This is a genomic window from Streptomyces sp. NBC_00102 (assembly GCF_026343115.1).
Taxonomy (GTDB): Bacteria; Actinomycetota; Actinomycetes; order Streptomycetales; family Streptomycetaceae; genus Streptomyces.
On sequence record NZ_JAPEMC010000001.1, the window covers coordinates 2,827,871 to 2,848,453 of the forward strand.

Consider the following 20,583-nt stretch of genomic DNA (forward strand, 5'->3'; position numbering starts at 1 on the left):
GGCGGATCCGGGGGTGGCCGGTGTCCGCCGTGCGTCGCGGCGGGCCGGGAACGCGCCGCGAGCGCGTCGCGGCGCGCCCTGGGTGCGTCAGGAGTGGCCGAGGTCGTCCGCGTGCGCGTCGGTTTCGTCGGGGACGGAGCCGCCGTCGCGCTCGGGGTGCAGCTGGTAGGTGTCCACCCGCATGGTGTCGAGCGCGTGCGGTGCGGGCGTCGGCGGCTTCGGCATGACGGCGGCCTCGGAGTGGCCTCCGCAGCCGTACGCCAGCGACACCACGTGACCGTCGGCCGGGCCGAACTCGTTGGCGCAGACGCCGAACGCCTGCCGCAGCGAACCGGTCAGCGGAACCAGGAACGCGCAGCTCACACAGGTCGCGGGGGCGGCCTGTGCCATCGGCGTCTTGGGGCCGAACTCCTCGTCCCAGCGGTCGGCCGCCGCGTGCAGGCCGTACCGGGACAGCACCCGCGCACGCCGCATGCCGAGCTCTTCGGCGACCGAGGCGATGGAGCCGCGGCCGATCGCGGAGGGCCGCCGGCCCGTCAGCTCGGCGTCCTCGGTGTCGGCGAGGGCGGACAGTTCCTCGGAGACCTCCGGCGGTTCCGTCTCGTCGACGGTCTCGCCGGTCCACCCGGGCTCCAGGCGGAGGTCCTCGGCCTCGGTGGGCAGCAGGTCGCCGGGGCCCATGTCGCCGGGGCGCAGCCGCTCGCTCCAGGGCACCCACTCGGGGGCGAGGAGGGCGTCCGAGCCGGGCAGCAGCACCGTTTCGTCGAGGGTGACGTTCTTGGCGCGGGAGGCCCGGGCGACGGTCACCGCCCAGCGCCAGCCCCGGTAACCGAACATCTCGCACTCGAAGTAGTGCGTGACGACCCGGTCCCCTTCGGCCACCACGGCCACGTGGTCGCCGACCTCGCCGGGGGCGGCGGCCTCCTCGGCCGCGGCGCGCGCGAGATCTACCGCTTCGGCACAGAGCCGGTCGGGAACAGGGGTACGGGCCGTACGGCTTCGCGTCGTCGCAGCACTCACAGGTCTCGCTTCTCTCCTACGCAGTCTCACGAGCGCGCCGATGGCTCCATCGATGTCCGATTTCAGCCATGACGGCTGTGGGCGGAGCGGACCAGGGGACCGCGTCGACGTCCACACCCGTTGTTGCCTGCCTCGGGCGTGCTTCTCACGACCCATTCTGCGGGATCGCGGAGAGGCGCGCGGCCAAGAACAACCGCCGGTGGCGCGTAACGCACGCTACCCTCTCCGCCGCCCCGCGCCCACCTGCCCGTCCCAAACGCGACCTTTCCGATGCGTGACGCGACGGATTCCACCGGCCTCACGGCGAGGAAACTCCCGGTGTCACGGTCCGGCCCGAACCGCACGGCCGGCCCTTCCCCTACCGCCGTCCGCGCCTTCTCCGCACCTTCGTGGACGGATGCCCCGCGCTGTCGTCGGTTCACCGGAGGGAGCTTGGGGCAGTATGACGAAGTGGCTTCTGTCCGGTCGCACGACGTCTCCGGCCCCTTCCGCAGGGCGGGCCGGGCGATGAGCCACGCGCTGCATTCGGGCTTCTTCGGCACCGGACGGTCCATCCGCAAGGTGACGCACGCCCACGGCGCCGGTGAGTCCGGGCTCGGCAAACTGATCGAGCTGCACGCCGTCAACGGCGCGGGCGACGTCATGATCACGGTGGCGCTCGCCTCCACGGTGTTCTTCTCCGTCCCGACCGACGAGGCCCGGGGCCGCGTCGCGCTCTACCTGGCGATCACCATGGCGCCGTTCACCCTGCTCGCCCCGGTCATCGGTCCGCTCCTCGACCGGCTGCCGCACGGCCGCCGGGCGGCGATGGCGGGCGCGATGCTGGTCCGCGCGGTGCTGGCGGTCGTCATGTCCGGCGCGGTCGCCTCCGGCAGCCTGGAGCTGTACCCGGCGGCGCTCGGGGTGCTCGTCTGCTCGAAGGCGTACGGAGTGGTGCGCAGCGCTGTCGTGCCGCGGCTGCTGCCGCCGCGGTTCTCCCTGGTGAAGGCGAACTCGCGGGTCACCCTGGCCGGGCTGCTGGCCACCGGGATCGCGGCTCCGATCGGCGCCGGGCTCCAGATGGCCGGACCGGCGTGGCCGCTCTTCGGCGCCTGTGCCATCTTCCTGGGCGGTGCCTTCCTCGCCTTCACCCTGCCGCCCAAGGTGGACTCCGCCAAGGGCGAGCGCCGGGCCCGCCTCGCGGAGGAGCACGGGGTGACCGTCGCGGCCGCGCCCGTCGGCCGTAAGCAGGGCTCCCGGACCGGCTCGACCCTGTTGCGTACCAAGCGGGGGGCCGGGCGGACCAAGGAGCGGCGGGAGCGGCCGCCGGGGCTGCGGTCGGTGGGCGGTGCCGTGCTGCACGGCCTCCAGGCCAACGCCGCGCACCGCGCGCTCTCCGGCTTCCTCATCTTCTTCCTCGCGTTCCTGCTGCGGAACGAGCCGATGGCCGGTCAGAGCGCCGCCGTCTCGCTCGGGATCGTCGGTGTCGCGGCGGGCACCGGCAACGCCGTCGGTACGGCGGTGGGCTCGCTGCTGCGGGCACGCGGACCCGAGGTGATCGTGGCGACGGTGCTGGGGATCGCTCTCGGCGCGGCGGTGCTGGCCGCGCTGTTCTTCTCGACGGTGTTCGTCGCCGTGCTCGGCGCGGTCGCCGGCTTCACGCAGGCGCTGTCGAAGCTCTCGCTGGACGCGATGATCCAGCGGGACGTGCCGGAGGAGGTGCGGACCTCCGCCTTCGCCCGGTCGGAGACGGTCCTTCAGATGGCGTGGGTGGTCGGCGGCGGCATCGGGATCGCGCTCCCGCTCAATGGAGTACTGGGCATGTCGGTCGCCGCCGGAATCCTCGCGCTGGGTGCCGCAACGTCCGTACGGGGTCTCCTGACCTCCGCGCGGCGCGGCTCACCGCACCCCCGCGTGGCGTGAAGCGGAGCGACCGATAGCCTTCGGCCCATGACCGTTGCGTTCTTCTCAGGTAAGAGCCGTCGAATCGGCGTCGCTCTTGGTGCCGTGTCCGCGGGACTCCTCGTCCTGTCCGCCTGCGACAAGCCGACGCCGCTCGCCACCGTGACGGTCGGCACGACCTCGGTGTCGACCGAGGCCGCCTGCTACAACGACGGCGATCCCATCAAGGAGTCGCTGATCCAGGGCTGCCTGAACAAGAAGGCCGACAAGTCGATCGACGTCGCCATGGACGACCGGGTCCGCTTCGGCGTCGACCCGGAGATCGCCGACAACGGCTGGACGCTCTTCATCGACGGCCAGCAGGCCGAGCAGGAGCCGTACAAGCGGTCCTACCGCTCGATCACCGGCAGCGCGTTCTTCTCCAGCCAGACCGGTGAGACGAGCAACGAGACCCAGGTCAGCGTCGTCGAGACCGACGGTTCGAAGCTCATCGGTGTCTGGCACTTCAAGCTCAAGAAGACCGACTAGGCAGCGTTCCGGTCCCTGTTCCGCGTTCCGCCCTCTCACCCCGGACGTCTTCGAAGTGCGTGTGCTCGTCGTGACCGCTGTTCCCGCCGAACGGGACGCGGTCACACGCGCGTCCGGGGAGGCTCCCGAGGTGCGTACGGTGCCCGGTGCCGAACTGCACCGCACCGGACCGCTCGACGTGCTGGCGGGCGGGGTCGGCCCTGCGGCGGCCGCCGCGGCCACCGCGTTCGCCCTGGCCTCCGGCCCGTACGACCTCGTCGTGTCGGCCGGGATCGGCGGCGGGTTCGCACCCGCCGCGCCCGTCGGCTCCCTCGTCGTGGCGAGCGGTATCGCCGCCGCCGACCTGGGCGCCGAGACCCCCGAGGGCTTCGTCTCCGTCACCGGCCTCGGCTTCGGCCGGGTGCTCCACGTGCCGCCCCGCCCGCTGGTGCGGGAGGCCGCCGCCGCCACCGGGGCCGCGACCGGCACCGTGCTGACGGTGTCCACCGTGACCGGCAGCGCGGAGCGCGCCGAGGCACTGCTGGCCGCCCACCCCGACGCCGTCGCCGAGGCGATGGAGGGGTTCGGGGTCGCCGAGGCGGCCGGCGCGATCGGACTGCCGGTGCTGGAGATCCGGGCCGTGTCGAACCCGGTCGGCCCGCGCGACCGGGACGCCTGGCGCATCGGTGACGCCCTGGCCGCGCTCACCGGAGCCTTCGGGAAGCTCATCCCCGTACTGGAAGGTTGGACCCACCATGACCACCACGACTGACGGCGCGGACACCGCGCTGAAGATCTCCTTCTCCCCCTGCCCCAACGACACCTTCGTCTTCGAGGCGCTGGCGCACGGCCGGGTCCCCGGCGCCGCCCCGATCGACGTCACCTTCGCGGACATCGACATCACCAACGGTCTCGCCGAGCGCGGCGAGGGCGATGTGCTGAAGGTCAGTTACGCGGTGCTGCCGTGGGTCCTCCAGGAGTACGCGCTGCTGCCGTGCGGCGGCGCGCTGGGGCGCGGCTGCGGTCCGCTCGTCCTCACCCGCGAGCCGGGCACCGACCTGACCGGCAAGACGGTCGCGGTACCGAGCGAGCGCTCCACCGCCTACCTGCTCTTCCGCCTCTGGGCGGCGGAGACCGTGCCGGGCGGGGTCGGCGAGATCGTCGTCATGCCGTTCGACGAGATCATGCCCGCGGTGCGCGACGGCAAGGTCGACGCCGGACTCGTCATCCACGAGGCCCGCTTCACGTACCAGAACTACGGGCTGCACAACCTCGCCGACATGGGGCAGCACTGGGAGTCCACCACCGGGCTGCCGATCCCGCTGGGCGCGATCATCGCGAAGCGTTCGCTGGGCGAGGAGACCCTCCTCGCGCTGGCCGACTCTATCCGCACCTCGGTCAAGATGGCCTGGGACGACCCGGAGGTCTCCCGCGGTTACGTCCTGGAGCACGCCCAGGAGATGGACCCGGCCGTCGCCGACCAGCACATCGGGCTGTACGTCAACGAGTTCACGGCCGACCTCGGCGAGAGCGGTTACGCGGCGATCCGCGGGCTGCTCACGCGGGCGGCGGCGGAGGGGCTGGTCCCGGCCCTGGCGCCGGACGCGCTCGCCTTCCCCTGAAACCCGCGCCCTGGTCTGTTTCCGGCCAGACACGCACCGACGGCGGCCCCTTCCCGGGGCCGCCGTCGGCGGTTGCGCGGTGGTACGGGCGTGGATTCCGTACCGGATCGGGCGCTGTTACACGTCGAGCTGGTCGGCTACCGCGCGCAGCAGGCCGGCGATCTTGGCGCCGGACGCCTTGTCCGGGTAACGGCCCCGCTCCAGCAGCGGCGTGATGTTCTCCAGGACCGTCGTCAGGTCCTGGACGATCGACGCCAACTCGTCCGGCTTGCGGCGCTGGGCCGCCGCGACGGACGGGGTCGGATCGAGAATCGTGACGGAAAGTGCCTGGTCACCGCGTTGTCCGGCGACCACACCGAACTCGACCCGCTGGCCGGGCTTGAGCCCGTCGACCCCGTCGGGCAGGACCGACGAATGCACGAACACGTCCGCGCCGTCGTCACGGGAGAGGAAGCCGAAGCCCTTCTCGTTGTTGAACCACTTGACTTTGCCGGTGGGCACTTCGTCCTCGTCCTCGTCGCTCGTCGGTGCCGGGGAGCCGGTGGAAACGGCTCCGGACAGCAGGAGAGCGGGTCGCCAGGACCCGCCGATCTTCAGGCTAGTGGCCCCTGGGCCCGGGACAAGACGTCACCGGGCCATTGTGTCTCGCAGCGGGAACTACCCTTGCGGAGTGAGCACTACTCCTTCAGGCGCGGGCGACCAGCTGGTCCGGATCGGCGCGATCGTCTTCTTCGTCGGCGCACTCGCCACACTGGTCACGGTGGCCCCGCTCTTCCTCGGGACCGACCCCTTCCCGTCGATCGCGTACGCGGTCTGCATGCTCATGGGGGTGGGTTTCCTGATCGCCGCCGCGGGCGTGGTCCGCTCGGTGCGGGCGAACGCGCCGAAGCGGGCGGCGAGCCGCTCGTAGGCCCGCTCCCCGCCCGGCCGCGGGGCCGGCCTTACGACGTGAGCGCGGCGCGCCCGGCCTCGTAGCCGCGCAGCCAGTCCGGGAAGGCCGTGAGATCGGTCAGGACCACGTCCGCGCCCGCCGCCCGCAGCTCCTCCGCGTCGCACGGGCCCGTGGTCACGCCGACCGACACCGCTCCGGCGACCTGGGCGCCCCGTACGTCCCCGACGTGGTCGCCGACGTAGACCTGGGCGCCCTCGGCGAGCAGTGCCTTGCCCTTCGCCTCCGCCCAGAGGTCGCCGATGACCAGGTCCGGGGTGAGGCCGAGGTGGGTGCAGTGGAGCTCGGCATTGGGCTGGAACTTCGCGGTGACGACGATCGCCCGGCCGCCCAGCGCCTGCACCGCCTCGATGGCCGCGCGCGCCCCGGGGAGAGCGGTGGTCGGGGTGATCGCGTGGCGGGGGTAGGTCTCCCGGTAGCGGTCGGCGGTGACGGCCACCCGGTCCACCGGGAACCAGTTCTTCAGCTCGTCGTCGACGGGCGGCCCGAGCCGGCTGACCACCAGGTCGGCGTCGATGGGCACACCGGTCTCCGCCGAAAGGGCCAGATAGTTGGCCTTGATGCCGGGCCGGGAGTCGATGAGCGTCATGTCGAGGTCGAATCCGACCGTCAGCGTGTGCGAAGAAATGTGCGAAGCCATGTCCGCCATTGTGCCGACCCGCGCGCCACGCCCCGCCCGGACCCGGTGCCGGGGCGGGCGGGCGGGTCACGGGACGGCCCGGGGTCGTGTTCAGCCGCGGGCCCGGCGCGCCCGCCACACCAGGTACACCGCGGAGGCCACCGCCGCCGTGCGCAGCGCCCCCGGCCACAGGCCCGTCAGGACATCGCCCATGGTGCCCTCGGCGATCGGCTCGCCCCAGCGCCCGCGCATCCTGCCCCAGACCCACAGCACGGTTCCCGCCGCGACCACCCCGGGCAGCCCCAGGGCGGCCCACTTCGCCTCGGCCCGGGAGAGCGTGCGGGAGGTGTAGGCGAGCGCCCAGCCACCGACGAGGGCCAGCCAGGAGCCGATCACCGCTCCGGCGACCAGCAGCGCGGCGGCGAGCAGCAGCAGCGGGCTCCCGAGCCCCCGGCGCCCGGCCGGCGCCGCGGCAGCGGGCTCGGCGGGTGCGGGAGCCGGGCGCCGGCGGAGCAGCCGGGGCAGCGGGAGGAGCCGGCGGCGTACGGACCCGGGGGCGGCGGCCGCAGCTTCGCCCGGGGCCTCGTCGGCGGCGTCCGGGTCGGCCGTTCCGTCCGCATCGCCGTCCTCATCGTCCTCATCGTCCTCGCGGGGGCGGGGTGGCGGTTTCAGCAGGGCGGGGATCTCCACCCCGCCGACGAACCCCGGCACCCGCACCCCGTCGCCGAACTCCCCGAAGGGCCCCGGCTCGACCCGCCACCACTCGCGTTCGCCCACGGTGTCGCCCTGCCGGTCCAGGCCGAGCACGTGCGGGGCGGACGGATCGGGCCAGTAGCCCCCGTCCCCGGTCTCCGCCGCCCAGTCCACCCCGCTCGGCCCGACCGTCCCGGCCTGCTCGTGCGCCGCTTCCGCCCCGTCCGTCTTTCGCGTACCCCGGCCGCCGCCCCGGTTCTTCCGGAACGGCGACGCGCCCCACCGCGATCCCTCTTCGCGCCGCTCCTCGTCCGGGCCGCCGCTCCCGCCCGGCTGCCCGCCGGGCTCCCCGGCGTCGGGCCGGGGCCGGAACACCCCGCGCCGGGGGGCCGGTACCGGACCTGCCGGGGCGTCACCGGGCCCGTGCGCCGTCTCGGAGGCGACGGGCGCCGAACGCGGGGGCGGCAGCGGTGCCGAGGGCGGTGCGGGCTCCCCCGCGCCGGCCGACTCGACGGCCGCGGCGACCAGTTCGCCGGGCTCACCGAGGCGTCCGATGATGCGCCGCACGGCGGCGGGCGAGTCCGCGCCGGCCCTCCCGCGCTGCTTCTCGATCTCCTCGCGCACCTGGCCGACGAGCCTCATCCGGGCTGCTGAGGACAGCTGTTGTCGCTGTGCCAGATCTCCGACACGGCTCAAGAACTCGTAGACGAGCTGGTCGCTCTCGATCCCCACGTGGCCCGTCCCCTCGGTTCCCTCCGGCTGACCTGCTCCGACCGTAGCGTTCCAGGGGCTACCGTGGGACGGATGGGGACGACCACACCACCGCGCACGCTCGCCGAAGCTCTGCGTGCCCGCGGCGACGAAGCGCTTGCCGGGCTGCTGCGCGCCCGTCCCGACCTGCTCACGCCGGTGCCGGGCGACATCACCCAGCTCGCCACCCGGGCAGGCACCCGGGCTTCCGTGGTGCGCGCGCTGGAACACCTCGACCGATTCGCGCTGCAGACCGCCGAGGCCCTCGCGGTGGCGCCCGACCCGGCCCCGTACGACACGCTGCTGCGGCTGCTGACCGGCGACGGGCAGGACGACGGCGCCCACCACGACGACACCGGGGCAGCGATCACGGCCGCGCTGCCGGGCGCCCTGGACACCCTGCGCGAACAGGCCCTGGTCTGGGGCGAGGACGAGCGGCTGCACCTGGTGCGTACCGCCCGGGAGCTGCTCGCCCCGTCCCCGCAGCACCCCTCCCCCACCGGGCTCGGGCCGACCGTCGCCGAGGCCACCGCCGGCATGTCGCCGGGCCGGCTCCAGGAGATCCTGACCGCCGCCGGGCTGCACGCCACCCACGACCCGGTCTCCGCGGTGGCCGCGCTGACCGCCCTCTTCACCGACCGCACGCGCATGGCGGAACTGCTGGACTCCGCGCCCGTGGAGGCGCTGTCGGTGCTGGACCGGCTGGTGTGGGGGCCGCCGTACGGCGAGATCACGCCGAACCCGACCCCGCCCGTCCGCTGGCTGCGCGACCGCGGCCTGCTGCTCCCGGTGTCGGCGCGCACGGTGGTGCTGCCGCGCGAGGCGGCCCTGCATCTGCGGGCCGGGCGCGCCCACCGCGTACCGGAACCGCTGCCGCCGGTCGTCCAGTCGGTCGCCGAACGCGATCCACGGGCTGTGGACAGAGCGGCGGCCGGGCAGGCCTTCCTCGCCCTCTCCACCGTCGAGGACCTGCTGAAGCTCTGGAACGGCGGCGGTCCCACCGTGCTCCGCTCCGGCGGGCTGAGCGTGCGCGAGCTCAAGCGGGTCGCGAGCGCCCTCGACACCACCGAACCGGTCGCCGCGTTCTGGGTCGAACTCGCCTACGCCACCGGTCTGCTGGCCGCGGACGGCGAGAGCGACGAACGCTACGGCGCCACGCCCGCCTACGACGACTGGCTCGAACTCCCCGCCGCCCAGCGGTGGACGCGCCTCGCGCTCGCCTGGCTGGCGGCCACCCGCACCGCCGGCCTGGTCGGCGGCCAGGACGCCAAGGGCCGCGCCCTGTCCGCGCTCGGCCCCGAACTCGACCGCTCCACCGCCCCCGACGTACGCCGCCGGGTACTCGCCCTCTTCGCCGCGCTGCCGCCGGGCACCGCGCCCGACCCGGCGACCCTGCTCACCCGGCTGCGCTGGGAGCGCCCGCTGCGCGGCGCCTCTCGCGGCGAGGTCCATCCCCGGCCCGAGGGGGCCGGCTCCAGTGCCCCCGGCGACACGTCGGACCTGCGGTCGCGCATCGCGCTGTGGACGGTCAACGAGGCCGAACTCCTCGGCATCACCGGCCGGGGCGCGCTCTCCTCCCAGGCCCGGGCGCTGCTGTCGCTCCCGTCGGACCCACCGGCGGCCACGACGGGCCGCTCGGCGACCCCGGCCGAGGCCGCCGCCGCGCTGCTGGCCCCGCTGCTGCCGGAGCCGCTCGACCACGTACTCCTCCAGGCCGACCTGACGGCCGTCGCCCCCGGGCCGCTGGAACGCCCGCTCGCCGACGTCCTCTCGGTCCTCGCCGACGTCGAGTCGAAGGGCGGCGCCACGGTCTACCGCTTCACCCCCGGCTCGGTGCGCCGCGCGCTGGACGCCGGGCAGAGCGCCTCCGACCTGCACGCCTTCCTCGCCCGGCACAGCCGCACCCCGGTGCCCCAGCCGCTGACCTACCTGGTCGACGACGTGGCCCGGCGCCACGGCCACCTCCGGATCGGGGCCGCCTCCTCGTACGTACGCTGCGACGACGAGTCCGTCCTCAACGAGATCCTCGCCGACAAGCGCTCGGCCGTACTGCGGCTGCGCCGGCTCGCCCCGACCGTCCTCGCCTCGCAGACCGACCCCGCGTCGCTCCTCGACGGGCTGCGGGACCTCGGTTACGCCCCGGCCGCCGAGTCCGCCGAGGGCGATGTCCTGATCACCCGCGCCGGTGCCCGCCGCACCCCGCCGCGCACCGCGCCCGTCCCCGTACCCGAGGGGCCGCCGGTGCCGGACGACACGCTGCTCGGCGCGGCGGTACGGGCCATCCGGGCCGGTGACACGGCCGCCACCGTCGTCCGCAAGGAGCCCGCCGCCGAGTCGGGCGTCCCGTCCGGCACGCTCCCGCGCACCACCCCGGCGGACACCCTCGCGACCGTCCAGGCCGCCGCCATGACGGGGTCCACGCTCTGGATCGGCTACGTCAACGCGGAGGGCGCCGCCAGCCAGCGGGTGATCGCCCCGGTCCGGGTGGAGGGCGGCTTCGTCACCGCGTACGACCACACCGCCGACGAGGTCCGCACCTACCCGCTGCACCGCATCACGGGGGTCGCGGAGCTGGCGGAGGAGTAGGGCCGCGACCGGCGGGCTGTGCCCGTGTGACCGCAGGGCGGTCCGCAGCCCTCATACCGGCAGGCGGAGCGGGCGGTCGAGAAGCCCTGCCCCGACCGCCGCTCGCGACGACACCTTCCTCCCTGCGCGCCAGGAGCGGATCGGTCCGCTCCCACAAGTCGTCCGGCACGGTCCACGGCGAAGTCTCCATGCCCAGCCAAAACCCAACTCCTGACATGGAAACGACCGCCAAGGCCTTGCCACCTCGCCGTGCAGCCGCTGTTACGACCATGTCAGGTTCCTGGCCGGCGGACCCACATCGATGCCTTGGTCCAACCCTCAGCATCCGGCAAGCGTCTCTGCGACGATCAGGTCTCGTCGGGAGCGAACGAAGGGCGGGCACTGATGTCGGATTCGACTGTGGACGGCGTCGAGGAACTGGCGGCCGGACGGGCCTCCTACCTGATCGGTGGACGACGCGTCCGTGTTTCGGACCTGGTGGACGCCCGCCTCCTCGCTGCGGGAACACAACTCACGTTCCTGCGTCAGCGATCGGGGCAGGAATACACCGGCTTCGTCACCGTGGACGGCAAGATCGAACTGCCCAACGGCCAAAGGTTCCCCACCCCCTCGAAGGCAGTGGCCGCAGCCACTGGACGGGGCCCCTATGACGGCTGGACCGCCTGGCGGCTCCCCGACGGCACGCTGCTGGACTCCTTGCGACAGGCGTTTCTCGACGCGGCTGCGGAACCGATGTCAGGCGATGTGGCACCGGACGACCATTCGGCAGCTCGGCACGCCTGGTTGAAGGACGCCCGGAGGCAGGCTGACGCCTCGGCACCGATCACACTTACCGTCCGCAACCTCCTGGCGTGGTGGGGCGCTTCCCGACGCGGCTACCTGGTCAGCGATCAAATAGCCGCGGAACTGGCGAACCACGGCCTGTCCACCGTGCCGGACTTCGCGGCGGTCGGCCTCGACGACCAGGTCACCCTGACCGGGCCGCCTGTGGATACCGAGGAAGGCCAGGAGACAGCAACCGAGGACAAACCGACGTCAGGGCGGCCGGTCGCTGAAGGGACGCCCGGTGAGCCGGAGGCGACGGAGCCGGAAAGCGCTCCCCTGATCAACCCGCCGCCCGGCACCTCTGCAGACAAGAAGATCGAGGACGAGGACGAGCCCATACAGGGTCAGACGGTCGGCAACCTGCGCTCTGCCCTGGGAGGAGTGACATCGGTGAAGTCCTCTGCCAGCTTCGAGGAAGCCTTCACCAAGATGCGGCTCAACGGGTTCTCGCAGCTTCCGGTCCTGAACGGGACTCGCAATCTCCAGGGCGCCGTCACATGGGAGTCCATGGCGCTTGCCCGTTACACAGACACCGAGGCACCTTTCGCCCGAGCGATCGTCAAGGCTCACGCCGTCAGCTACGCGGATCACCTGATCGACGTCCTGCCGCATCTCGAAAAGTTCGGCTTCGTCCTCGTGAAGAACCAGACGAACGAGATCGCCGGCATCGTCACCATCGCCGACGTGGCCGCGGAGTACGGCGCGACAGCCAGGCCGTTCCTGCTCATCGGCGATCTGGATCGGCAGTTGCGCCGGGTCATCGCAGAGGGTCTCGACCTGGCGGACGTGATCGCGTTGTGCGACGCGGACGGACGCCGCAAACTCACCGCGTTCGGCCAGCTCTCCTTCGGCGACTACCAGCGCGTCCTGAGCAACCAAGAGCAGTGGGCCAAGCTCGGTTGGCGGCTGGACCGCAAATCCTTCACGGACTGCCTGAACGAACTGCGTGAGGTTCGGAACGAACTCATGCATTTCAACGACAAGGACAAGGCCGGCGACGCGGCCATCCCGATGCTGCGCAACATGATCGAGCTGCTACGCGAACACGGGGGGTGAGAAGGGACGCCCCACGTCGGCAGCCTGACGCCTTTCCGCCTCGGACCAGGAGTCGTCACGGATCGATGCCGAAGTGCGTACGCGTCCACGAGAGCGCGTCACGGTGAGGCCTGCCGTACCCCACTGCGGTACGGCAGGCCACGTCACTGTAATAGTGACTGTCGTACACTAAGGCCATGAAGCCGACCCGAGCCGGCACCACCGAGAACATCTCCGTGTCCATGCCCGCAGAGCTGATCAGTGAGTTGCGATCCCGGACAGGTCGCCGTGGCCTGTCCAGCTACATCACCGAGGCCGTCAGGCATCAGCTCGCCATGGACGGACTCGCAGACATCGTGGCCTCGCACGAAGAGGAGCACGGTGCGCTCACGGAGCAGGAGGTCGAGGACGCCCGGCGGGAGCTCTTCGGGGAGGAGAGTGCACGGGCCTCCCGCAAGGACGCCGCGTGAAGGAACAGCCGGCCCGGTCCGTGGTGCTGGACTCGCAGGCGCTCTCCCTGCTGCTCCGCAACGACCGCAGGATGGCGGCACGCATCGAAGCCTCCCGACAGGTCGGGCTGCCCGTCATCGTGTCCGCGCTGACCATCGTCGAAGCCGTCCAGGGCAAGACGGACATGGCCCGGCTGCACTGGCTCCTCTCCCGGCTCCGGGTGGAACCGGTCAGCCAGGAGGACTCCCTGACCGCGGTGGCACTGCTCCGGGACGCGGGCGGACTCCACGGCCACAAGTACGCCATCGACGCCCTCGTCGCGGCACTCGCGCTCCGCTCCCCCAGCCCTGCGATCGTGCTGACCTCCGACCGCGACGACTGGTCGAAGCTCTGCGGTGAGCGCGTCCTCATCAGAGACGTGTGACGGGCGGCATCGCGACCTCGACACCGGTGAATCCACGTGGGTGAAGAAGACGGCGGATGATCAAGGGCCCTCGGGGTGGCCGGTTTCCTCACCGCCCTGTTCCCAGCCGGCCCCTTCCGGCGTTGACTCGCCCGCAAGGACGCCGGGTCCGCACCGGTCCCGGCGGCGGGCGGCCGCGCCGGGCGACGGCGCGGTCCGCGGGGACGCCCGGGAGGGGACGCCTGATGAGTTCTGCGAGTTCCGCACAGCCGGCCGACGCCATGACCCCGTTCGACGACACCTACGACCAGCCGGACCCGCGCGCGTTCTTCCGGGGACTGGGCCCCTGGGGCTACCAGACGCCGCACCACGCCCAGAGCGTCTTCCGCCGCCTGCTCACCGCCCTCGAACCCGGGCGCGACGCAGCAGGTCCGTCCGCCACCACGGTGCTGGACCTCTGCTGCTCGTACGGCATCAACGCCGCCCTGCTCAACCACCACCTCACCCTGAGCGACCTCTACACCCACTACACCTGCGAGGAGGCCGCCGCGCTGACCACCGCCGAACTCGTCGCCCGGGACAGGGAGTTCTACGCCGCCCACCGACGTCCCGACGCGGTCCGCGTCCTCGGCCTCGACGCCGCGCCCAACGCCATCGCGTACGCCCGGGCCGTGGGCCTGCTCGACGACGGCTTCGCCGAGAACCTGGAGACCGGGGATCCGAGCCCCGCCCTGCTGCGCGCCGCGCGGGACGTACACCTGATCACCGTCACCGGCGGCGTCAGCTTCCTCTCCCCCCGCACCTTCGGGCCGCTGCTGGCCGGCGCGGACGCCCCGGTGTGGGTGGCCGCGTTCGTCCTGCGTACCGGCAGCTACCGGCCGATCGCCGACTGCCTGGACACCCACGGCCTGACCACCGAGAAGCACACCGCGCAGACCTACCCGCAACGCCGCTTCACCGGCGAGGAGGAGCAGCGGTACGCCGTCGCCGCGACCCTCGAAGCGGGCGAAGACCCGCACGGCAAGGAGAGCGAGGGCTCCTTCCACACCGCGCTGTACGTCTCCCGCCCGACGGCGCAGGCGGCGGGGAGCCCGCTGGGAGCGTTGCTGCATCCGTGAGGCCCGGGGCGCGGACGGCACCATTCGACCAGGCCCGTACGCCTAACTGTCCGGGTCCTCCCGTCCGAGGATTCGTGGCGCGCCCTTCTGAGCCCGCTCGGCAACGAGATCCCCGAGCGGGTCCCTCACATCCCAGGAGTGGGTTGCCGGGTGCTCTTCGTACAACGCGCACGCCTCCACCTCACCGGTGATCAGATGATGGAGGATGGCGGGGCACGGGGCGGTTTCGACGAAGCGGCGCACCCGGTCCGCGCCGCTGCCGGTCCAGAGCATCCACAACTCCCGGCCGCTGGCGGGTTCGGGCGTCCAGAAGTGCGCGGCGTGTTCGGTCCGTTCGTCGTGCTCGGCCAGCTCGCACAGCAGGAAGTCGTCAAGGGCGAGCGCATCCGGCGAACCATGCGACGCGTCCTCCTCGGTGATCAGCGCAACCAGCGCCTCCACCTCGGGAACATCGGTCAGAGCGGTGCACTGGAGCACGTCAGTCTTTTCTGTGTGATGTCGGGGCAACGCCCGTGTGCGGCGAGGGAAATGCGCGGACGGGCATCGCCCGCTCGTCCAGGTTCAGCGGCGGCTGAAGAGCGGGGCTGGTTACGTCGGCGTCGCGGATTTCAGCGGGACAATCCATTCCCGGCCCCCACCCTCAGGTCGCAGGAACGCGACAGGGCGCTTGCGGCGCTCTCGGGGTGGATCCGCCGGGTCCTCGTAGTCGGGGATCACGTCGCGCAGGATGCCGATACGCCCTGAGGCATCCTGCACACGCCTACCGATGTCCCCACGAGTGATCACGAGTGGCCCTCCGGATGCCGCCGCATCAGGACGTTGCAGTCCGACACCGTGCTCAGATCACCCACCAGGCGGCAGCGGTCGCGCACGTTGGCGAGTTCGGCGCAGCCCGCGCACCCATCGACGGGGGCCGGCTCCACCTCCATGCGAAGGGCAAGGTCAAGCGGACTGTTCTGGTGCGTCGTTGGCTCGGTCATGCCGTGATACTGACGGCCCCTTCGGGGCGTATCCACGCCAAAACGAGGACAGTCGGGCCGTTCGTCGCTACGGTCACAGAAAGGCCCAAACGTCCGTGGGAGAACCCTTGAACTCGTCCTTACGATCCGCTATGGAGAGTGCCGGTATCACCACTCGGCAGCTTGCCATGCATATCGGTGTGACAGGGAAGACGGTGGAGCGGTGGTTGGCCGACGCCGGGCTGACGCCCCATGCACGGAACCGCGATGACGCCTGCCGGGCGTTGGGAGTGGATGAGGAAATGATCTGGCCCCAGGCAGTCAAGGACCGAATCAAGAGCGGCCACGACCGCGAACTGATCCGCAGCTATCCGTACCGTTCCGCGTGCCCGTCGACCGTGTGGGGCGAGCTGACCGAGGACGCCGGCTCGGACCTGTTCTTCGCCGGGTACACGAACTACTTCCTCTGGACCCAGGTGCCCGCCTTCGTGGAGACGGTCCGCCGGAAAGCACGGGCAGGGTGCCGGGTCCGCTTCCTGCTGGGCGATCCGGAGGGGGAGGTGACCCGGCAGCGGGAGATCGTCGAGGACGTGGCCCTGACGGTCTCCACGCGGATCCGGATCACCTTGGAGCACCTCGATCGTCTCGGACCGCTGGACGGGCTGGAGACCAGGTTCAGTGCACCGGAGGACGCGACCAACCACGTCAGCCTCTCCGTCTTCCGGTTCGACCGCGACGCCCTCGTCACACCCCACCTGGCCCGGCTCGTCGGGCACGACTCGCCGCTGCTGCATCTGCGCAGGCAGGGCGAGGGCGGGATGTTCGACCGGTTCGCGGAGCACGGCGAGGAGCTGTGGGAGCGGGGGACGGTCCGGGCCCCGGTATCCCGTAAGCCTTCGCCGCCGCCCCGGACCTGAGCACCGCACGCCTTCGCCGCCGTGCCGCCCCGGACCTGAGCACCCCGACGCGAGGCCCCGCGCACCCCTACGCCGCATGCCCCCCACCTCACACCCACCGCCACCCCCACAAGGGGCGGCAATGCGGCACACTGGACGTTTGGCCGCATGCGCGGCCGTACCCCGGAGAAAGGGCCGCAGCGAGTGACCGGACCCCTCATCGTCCAGAGCGACAAGACGCTTCTGCTGGAAGTCGACCATGAGCTGGCGGACGCGTGCCGGAGGGTGATCGCGCCCTTCGCCGAGCTGGAGCGCGCACCCGAGCACATCCACACCTACCGCGTGACGCCGCTCGGGCTGTGGAACGCCCGCGCCGCCGGGCACGACGCCGAGCAGGTCGTCGACGCGCTGGTGGAGTACTCCCGCTACCCCGTGCCGCACGCGCTGCTGGTCGACATCGCCGAGACGATGGCGCGGTACGGCCGCCTCACCCTGTCCAAGCACCCGGTGCACGGCCTCGTGCTGACCAGCACCGACCGGCCGGTCCTTGAAGAGGTGCTGCGGTCGAAGAAGATCACCCCGCTGGTCGGGGCCCGGATCGACCCGGACACGGTCGCCGTGCACCCCTCGGAGCGCGGGCAGATCAAGCAGACGCTGCTGAAGCTCGGCTGGCCGGCGGAGGACCTCGCCGGGTACGTCGACGGCGAGGCGCACCCGATCGAGCTGGCGCAGGACGGCTGGTCGCTGCGGCCGTACCAGAAGCAGGCCGTCGAAGGGTTCTGGCACGGTGGTTCCGGTGTCGTGGTACTCCCCTGTGGTGCCGGAAAGACGCTGGTCGGAGCCGGTGCGATGGCGGAGGCGAAGGCCACCACGCTGATCCTGGTGACCAACACGGTCTCGGCCCGGCAGTGGAAGCACGAGCTGATCAAGCGCACCTCGCTGACCGAGGAGGAGATCGGCGAGTACAGCGGTACGCGCAAGGAGATCCGCCCGGTCACCATCGCCACGTACCAGGTGCTCACCACCCGCCGTAAGGGCATCTACCCGCACCTGGAGCTCTTCGACTCCCGTGACTGGGGTCTGGTGATCTACGACGAGGTGCACCTGCTGCCCGCGCCGGTCTTCAAGTTCACCGCCGACCTCCAGGCCCGCCGCCGGCTCGGTCTCACGGCCACGCTGGTGCGCGAGGACGGGCGGGAATCGGACGTGTTCTCGCTCATCGGCCCGAAGCGGTTCGACGCTCCGTGGAAGGAGATCGAGGCGCAGGGCTACATCGCGCCCGCCGACTGCGTGGAGGTACGGGTCAACCTGACCGACCACGAGCGCCTCGCGTACGCCACGGCCGAGCCCGAGGAGAAGTACCGCTTCTGCGCGACCACCGTGACCAAGCGGAAGGTCACGGAGGCGCTGGTGCGCAAGCACGCGGGCGAGCAGACGCTCGTCATCGGGCAGTACATCGACCAGCTCGACGAGCTGGGCGAGCACCTGAACGCGCCCGTCATCAAGGGCGAGACGCCGAACTCGCAGCGCGAGAAGCTCTTCGAGTCGTTCCGGCAGGGCGAGATCAACGTCCTGGTCGTCTCGAAGGTCGCGAACTTCTCCATCGACCTGCCGGAGGCCACCGTCGCCATCCAGGTGTCGGGCACGTTCGGCTCCCGCCAGGAGGAGGCGCAGCGGCTCGGCCGGGTGCTGCGTCCGAAGGCGGACGGGCACGAGGCCCGCTTCTACTCGGTGGTCGCGCGCGACACCATCGACCAGGACTTCGCCGCCCACCGGCAGCGGTTCCTGGCCGAGCAGGGGTACGCGTACCGGATCGTGGACGCGGACGAACTGCTGAGCGGAAACCCCGAGCAGACCGACAGCGCTGACAGCACCGACAGCTGACGCGTGTCCGCCCCGGACCGAGGACGGCCCCGTCGCGTTGAGCGCGACGGGGCCGTCTCCGTGGGGTGGCGGTGGGGCGTCAGACCGTCTCGAAGCCGCCGGACTTGACGCCCGCCAGGAACGAGGCGAACGAGCCGGTGGAGAGGCCGAGGACCGGGCCGCTCAGGTCCTTGGAGTCACGCACGGGGACGACACCGGCGGCGACGAGGTTGGTGGCGACCTCCACGCAGTCGCCGCCGTTGCTGCTGTAGGAGGACTTGAAGAAGTCGGGCGCTTCGGTCACGGGGTTACCTTTCGCAACTGCTGGATCATGGCCACGGACGCGGTATGGGACAGCGCAACGGACTGTAGTTGATGGAAGGCACCGAGCACCGTGTCGACGAACCGCACGTCCCGCTCCAAGTGTCCCTGGAACTGGCTCTCCGCGTACCCCACCATCGTCCTGTTGGGCAGCGTCAGCAGGCGGACCGGAAGGTTGAACGCGCGGCGCTCCCCGGAGCTGAACGGAGTGATCTGCAGGGTGGTGTGAGGGAGCGCCGCGAAATCCAGCAGCGAGTCGAGCTGGGCCCGCATCACCTTCGGCCCGCCCACCTCGCGCAGGAGGCAGCTCTCGTCCATCACCACGTGCACCATGGGGGCGGGCGTCCTCGCCAGCGTCGTCTGCCGCTCGGCGAGGAAGGCCACGCGCTCGCCGCCCTGCTCGAAGGTGATCGACCCTCGCTCGGCCTCCCCGCGTGCCAACGCCGTCGCGTACTCATGCGTCTGCAGGAGGCCGGGCACGATGCCGCCGTTCTCGAACAGCCGGATTTCGCGGGCCCGCCCCTCGAAAGTGACGTACTCCGGAAAACCCTCCAGGAGTGCGTCGTTCCGAACAGTGCGACAGAGCCGTTCGAATTTCGATCCGGTACCGAGGACCTTGTCGACAGCCCTGGAAAAGCGGAGAGTTGGCAATTTTCGACCAGTTTCCACCGCCGAGACATGGGCGTTGGAGTAGGACGTCATCCGGGCCAACTCCGTCTGCGTCATCCCGGCTCCCTCGCGTGAGCTGCGAAGTTCTGCCCCGAATGACGCGCTGAGAGACTCGTCCGGATTCAGTTCGCGGATGTTGACCATGCCTCTTCCTCCCTCACGGATAACTTGAACACCCTTCAACGCTAGGGGAATCTGGGCCTCCCCGTAGCGAATTCGCTACAGAGAGGAGCGGCCATGCTCGGGTATGGCGAAGGCAGAAATGTGCCCGCCCCGGGAACGCTCATGGTGGATACCAGCCGTGAGGACCGGGTCGGGGAGTTCCGAGGGGTGGCCGGCCCCTACTGGGCCATGCGCCCGGTCGGCGGCGGCACCGAGTGGGAGGCCTCCCCCGACGCTCTCCGCCCCGCGAGCCCGATAGAGCGCCTGCGCGCCGAGGACTCCCGGTGCAACGCGCGGAGTCGGGGTGATGTGCTGTGAGCGAGCAGCCCACACAGCCGCCCACCGGCCTCGACGACGATCCTGAGGACGCCGGCACGGACGAGTGCTCCGTCTGCCTGGACTTCGACTGGGCCGAGTGGGACGCCGAGCGGATGGGCGATCCCAGCGCCGCGACGGACTGGCGGGTCCTGCGGAGACGCCACGAGGCAGCCGAACACCCGACGGAGGCGCGAATCCCCAGCGCCGACCCCACGGATCCCACCGGCCCCGCCGACCAAACCGGCTGACGGCCGGGGCGTCCGGTTCGGTCCACCCCGCCGCCCACGCGCCCCGGGCGGCGGGTCCCGCACGGCATCGGGACCGGCCGCGCCGCTCAGGGCAGGGGCACGAAGAGCAGCATGACGCCGAGGGTGATCATCGCGGGCGGTACGAACGCGAGCCCGGCGGCGATCCAGCGGGCGGTGGACCAGGAGCGGCGGATCACCAGGAGCCAGCAGAGGGCGAGTGCGGCCGGGGTCAGGGTGAAGCTGAGGGAGTAGCCGAGGCTCACCACGTTCAGCGGGCCGCGCACGGCGGGTTCGCACCGGTTCCCGCAGTCGGCGCCCGCGAGCAGGGCGAGCCAGATCAGGCCGGTCACCACGGGGACCAGATGCGGGAGCAGTGCCGTGGCGAAGGCGGGCACGGCCCAGCGCGGTGCGGGCCCGGGGCCGGCCAGGACCGTCCCGAGCCGGCGGCCCCCGGGAAGCAGGCGCGCGCCGGCCACGGCGCTCCGGCCGGACCGGGGTGCGGCGCCACGGGGTGCGGCGCCACGGGGGACGAGGGCACCAGGGACGACGGCGCGGGGGACGACGGTGCGGGGACGGCTGCGGCAGTAGGGCATACGCCCAGCTCATCGCAGAGCCGGAACCGATAACTCCGGGTTCGTACTCACTTCGGGACCGCCTCCGTACTCACCGTGCGCGGCGGATGCCGGGAC

At 71.9% G+C, this 20,583-nt stretch carries 23 protein-coding genes; 14 read left to right on the forward strand and 9 right to left on the reverse strand.

Annotated features, from left to right (window positions below; translation table 11 throughout):
- Positions 1 to 87: 87 nt before the first annotated feature.
- The gene (locus OHA55_RS12470) at positions 88 to 1,020 is read right to left on the reverse strand and encodes a DUF3027 domain-containing protein (protein ID WP_266705745.1); all 933 of its coding nucleotides are present in this window, start codon (positions 1,018 to 1,020) and stop codon (positions 88 to 90) included.
- A gap of 450 nt (positions 1,021 to 1,470) precedes the next feature.
- Here OHA55_RS12470 and OHA55_RS12475 point away from each other — a divergent pair, with 450 nt between their 5' ends.
- Genes OHA55_RS12475 through OHA55_RS12490 form a run of 4 tightly spaced genes read left to right on the forward strand, consistent with a single transcriptional unit; the run spans position 1,471 to position 5,030 of the window.
- Entirely contained in the window at positions 1,471 to 2,922 is a 1,452-nt protein-coding gene (locus OHA55_RS12475) for an MFS transporter (RefSeq protein WP_266705747.1), read from the forward strand.
- Positions 2,923 to 2,949: 27 nt separating this feature from the next.
- Positions 2,950 to 3,429 (forward strand): DUF2771 domain-containing protein, encoded by a 480-nt coding sequence (locus OHA55_RS12480; RefSeq protein ID WP_266705749.1) that lies wholly within the window; start codon positions 2,950 to 2,952, stop codon positions 3,427 to 3,429.
- 55 nt (positions 3,430 to 3,484) lie between these two features.
- Entirely contained in the window at positions 3,485 to 4,180 is a 696-nt protein-coding gene (locus OHA55_RS12485) for a futalosine hydrolase (RefSeq protein WP_266705750.1), read from the forward strand.
- Positions 4,164 to 5,030 carry a 1,4-dihydroxy-6-naphthoate synthase gene (locus OHA55_RS12490; protein ID WP_266705752.1) on the forward strand — a complete coding sequence of 289 codons (867 nt, stop codon included), beginning with the start codon at positions 4,164 to 4,166 and terminating at the stop codon, positions 5,028 to 5,030. The genes OHA55_RS12485 and OHA55_RS12490 overlap by 17 nt, the downstream gene beginning before the upstream one ends.
- Before the next feature lie 117 nt (positions 5,031 to 5,147).
- Here the strand turns inward: OHA55_RS12490 and OHA55_RS36495 are convergent, their stop codons facing one another.
- On the reverse strand, positions 5,148 to 5,531 hold the full coding sequence (locus OHA55_RS36495; protein WP_323180395.1) for a cold-shock protein: 384 nt from the start codon (positions 5,529 to 5,531) through the stop codon (positions 5,148 to 5,150).
- A gap of 169 nt (positions 5,532 to 5,700) precedes the next feature.
- Between OHA55_RS36495 and OHA55_RS12500 the strand changes: the two genes are divergently transcribed.
- Positions 5,701 to 5,940, forward strand: a complete 240-nt coding sequence (locus OHA55_RS12500; RefSeq protein ID WP_266705754.1) for a hypothetical protein — start codon at positions 5,701 to 5,703, stop codon at positions 5,938 to 5,940.
- 31 nt (positions 5,941 to 5,971) lie between these two features.
- On the opposite strand, the gene OHA55_RS12505 is transcribed toward OHA55_RS12500, so the two are convergent.
- Entirely contained in the window at positions 5,972 to 6,619 is a 648-nt protein-coding gene (locus OHA55_RS12505; protein ID WP_266705756.1) for an HAD family hydrolase, read from the reverse strand.
- 90 nt (positions 6,620 to 6,709) lie between these two features.
- On the reverse strand, positions 6,710 to 8,023 hold the full coding sequence (locus OHA55_RS12510; RefSeq protein ID WP_266705758.1) for a hypothetical protein: 1,314 nt from the start codon (positions 8,021 to 8,023) through the stop codon (positions 6,710 to 6,712).
- Positions 8,024 to 8,095: 72 nt separating this feature from the next.
- Here OHA55_RS12510 and OHA55_RS12515 point away from each other — a divergent pair, with 72 nt between their 5' ends.
- The 5 genes from OHA55_RS12515 to OHA55_RS12535 all read left to right on the forward strand — a co-directional run bounded on the left by OHA55_RS12515 (position 8,096) and on the right by OHA55_RS12535 (position 14,458).
- Entirely contained in the window at positions 8,096 to 10,627 is a 2,532-nt protein-coding gene (locus OHA55_RS12515) for a helicase C-terminal domain-containing protein (protein WP_266705760.1), read from the forward strand.
- Positions 10,628 to 11,026: 399 nt separating this feature from the next.
- Complete coding sequence (locus tag OHA55_RS12520) at positions 11,027 to 12,508, forward strand: CBS domain-containing protein (protein WP_266705762.1); 1,482 nt, start codon at positions 11,027 to 11,029, stop codon at positions 12,506 to 12,508.
- A gap of 176 nt (positions 12,509 to 12,684) precedes the next feature.
- On the forward strand, positions 12,685 to 12,957 hold the full coding sequence (locus OHA55_RS12525; RefSeq protein ID WP_266705764.1) for a hypothetical protein: 273 nt from the start codon (positions 12,685 to 12,687) through the stop codon (positions 12,955 to 12,957).
- A complete protein-coding gene (locus OHA55_RS12530) occupies positions 12,954 to 13,361 on the forward strand; it encodes a PIN domain-containing protein (RefSeq protein WP_266705766.1) in 408 nt (135 codons plus the stop codon). The genes OHA55_RS12525 and OHA55_RS12530 overlap by 4 nt, the downstream gene beginning before the upstream one ends.
- Before the next feature lie 224 nt (positions 13,362 to 13,585).
- On the forward strand, positions 13,586 to 14,458 hold the full coding sequence (locus tag OHA55_RS12535) for a hypothetical protein (RefSeq protein WP_266705768.1): 873 nt from the start codon (positions 13,586 to 13,588) through the stop codon (positions 14,456 to 14,458).
- A 42-nt stretch (positions 14,459 to 14,500) separates the two neighbouring features.
- Here OHA55_RS12535 and OHA55_RS12540 read toward each other — a convergent pair whose 3' ends face one another.
- Positions 14,501 to 14,935 (reverse strand): hypothetical protein, encoded by a 435-nt coding sequence (locus OHA55_RS12540; protein WP_266705770.1) that lies wholly within the window; start codon positions 14,933 to 14,935, stop codon positions 14,501 to 14,503.
- A 305-nt stretch (positions 14,936 to 15,240) separates the two neighbouring features.
- The gene (locus OHA55_RS12545; protein WP_266705772.1) at positions 15,241 to 15,438 is read right to left on the reverse strand and encodes a hypothetical protein; all 198 of its coding nucleotides are present in this window, start codon (positions 15,436 to 15,438) and stop codon (positions 15,241 to 15,243) included.
- A gap of 281 nt (positions 15,439 to 15,719) precedes the next feature.
- Here OHA55_RS12545 and OHA55_RS12550 point away from each other — a divergent pair, with 281 nt between their 5' ends.
- Complete coding sequence (locus OHA55_RS12550; RefSeq protein WP_266705774.1) at positions 15,720 to 16,334, forward strand: XRE family transcriptional regulator; 615 nt, start codon at positions 15,720 to 15,722, stop codon at positions 16,332 to 16,334.
- 183 nt (positions 16,335 to 16,517) lie between these two features.
- Entirely contained in the window at positions 16,518 to 18,197 is a 1,680-nt protein-coding gene (locus tag OHA55_RS12555; protein ID WP_266705776.1) for a DNA repair helicase XPB, read from the forward strand.
- A 79-nt stretch (positions 18,198 to 18,276) separates the two neighbouring features.
- On the opposite strand, the gene OHA55_RS12560 is transcribed toward OHA55_RS12555, so the two are convergent.
- Both OHA55_RS12560 and OHA55_RS12565 read right to left on the reverse strand, forming a co-directional pair.
- On the reverse strand, positions 18,277 to 18,480 hold the full coding sequence (locus OHA55_RS12560) for a DUF397 domain-containing protein (protein ID WP_266705778.1): 204 nt from the start codon (positions 18,478 to 18,480) through the stop codon (positions 18,277 to 18,279).
- A complete protein-coding gene (locus tag OHA55_RS12565) occupies positions 18,477 to 19,310 on the reverse strand; it encodes a helix-turn-helix transcriptional regulator (protein WP_266705780.1) in 834 nt (277 codons plus the stop codon). Before OHA55_RS12565 ends, OHA55_RS12560 begins: the two co-directional genes overlap by 4 nt.
- Before the next feature lie 93 nt (positions 19,311 to 19,403).
- On the opposite strand from OHA55_RS12565, the gene OHA55_RS12570 reads away from it, so the two are divergent.
- Both OHA55_RS12570 and OHA55_RS12575 read left to right on the forward strand, forming a co-directional pair.
- Positions 19,404 to 19,646 carry a hypothetical protein gene (locus tag OHA55_RS12570; protein ID WP_266705782.1) on the forward strand — a complete coding sequence of 81 codons (243 nt, stop codon included), beginning with the start codon at positions 19,404 to 19,406 and terminating at the stop codon, positions 19,644 to 19,646.
- Positions 19,643 to 19,894 carry a hypothetical protein gene (locus OHA55_RS12575; protein WP_266705784.1) on the forward strand — a complete coding sequence of 84 codons (252 nt, stop codon included), beginning with the start codon at positions 19,643 to 19,645 and terminating at the stop codon, positions 19,892 to 19,894. The genes OHA55_RS12570 and OHA55_RS12575 overlap by 4 nt, the downstream gene beginning before the upstream one ends.
- Before the next feature lie 86 nt (positions 19,895 to 19,980).
- On the opposite strand, the gene OHA55_RS12580 is transcribed toward OHA55_RS12575, so the two are convergent.
- Positions 19,981 to 20,370 (reverse strand): hypothetical protein, encoded by a 390-nt coding sequence (locus OHA55_RS12580; protein WP_266705786.1) that lies wholly within the window; start codon positions 20,368 to 20,370, stop codon positions 19,981 to 19,983.
- Positions 20,371 to 20,583: the final 213 nt, after the last annotated feature.

Excerpts from the sequence above, each read along its gene's own strand:
- OHA55_RS12480 (WP_266705749.1), top strand. The coding sequence starts at position 2,950 with ATGACCGTTGCGTTCTTCTCAGGTAAGAGCCGTCGAATCGGCGTCGCT.
- OHA55_RS12490 (WP_266705752.1), top strand. The coding sequence starts at position 4,164 with ATGACCACCACGACTGACGGCGCGGACACCGCGCTGAAGATCTCCTTC.
- OHA55_RS12505 (WP_266705756.1), bottom strand. The coding sequence starts at position 6,619 with ATGGCTTCGCACATTTCTTCGCACACGCTGACGGTCGGATTCGACCTC.
- OHA55_RS12515 (WP_266705760.1), top strand. The coding sequence starts at position 8,096 with ATGGGGACGACCACACCACCGCGCACGCTCGCCGAAGCTCTGCGTGCC.
- OHA55_RS12525 (WP_266705764.1), top strand. The coding sequence starts at position 12,685 with ATGAAGCCGACCCGAGCCGGCACCACCGAGAACATCTCCGTGTCCATG.
- OHA55_RS12535 (WP_266705768.1), top strand. The coding sequence starts at position 13,586 with ATGAGTTCTGCGAGTTCCGCACAGCCGGCCGACGCCATGACCCCGTTC.
- OHA55_RS12545 (WP_266705772.1), bottom strand. The coding sequence starts at position 15,438 with ATGACCGAGCCAACGACGCACCAGAACAGTCCGCTTGACCTTGCCCTT.
- OHA55_RS12550 (WP_266705774.1), top strand. The coding sequence starts at position 15,720 with ATGATCTGGCCCCAGGCAGTCAAGGACCGAATCAAGAGCGGCCACGAC.
- OHA55_RS12565 (WP_266705780.1), bottom strand. The coding sequence starts at position 19,310 with ATGGTCAACATCCGCGAACTGAATCCGGACGAGTCTCTCAGCGCGTCA.
- OHA55_RS12570 (WP_266705782.1), top strand. The coding sequence starts at position 19,404 with ATGCTCGGGTATGGCGAAGGCAGAAATGTGCCCGCCCCGGGAACGCTC.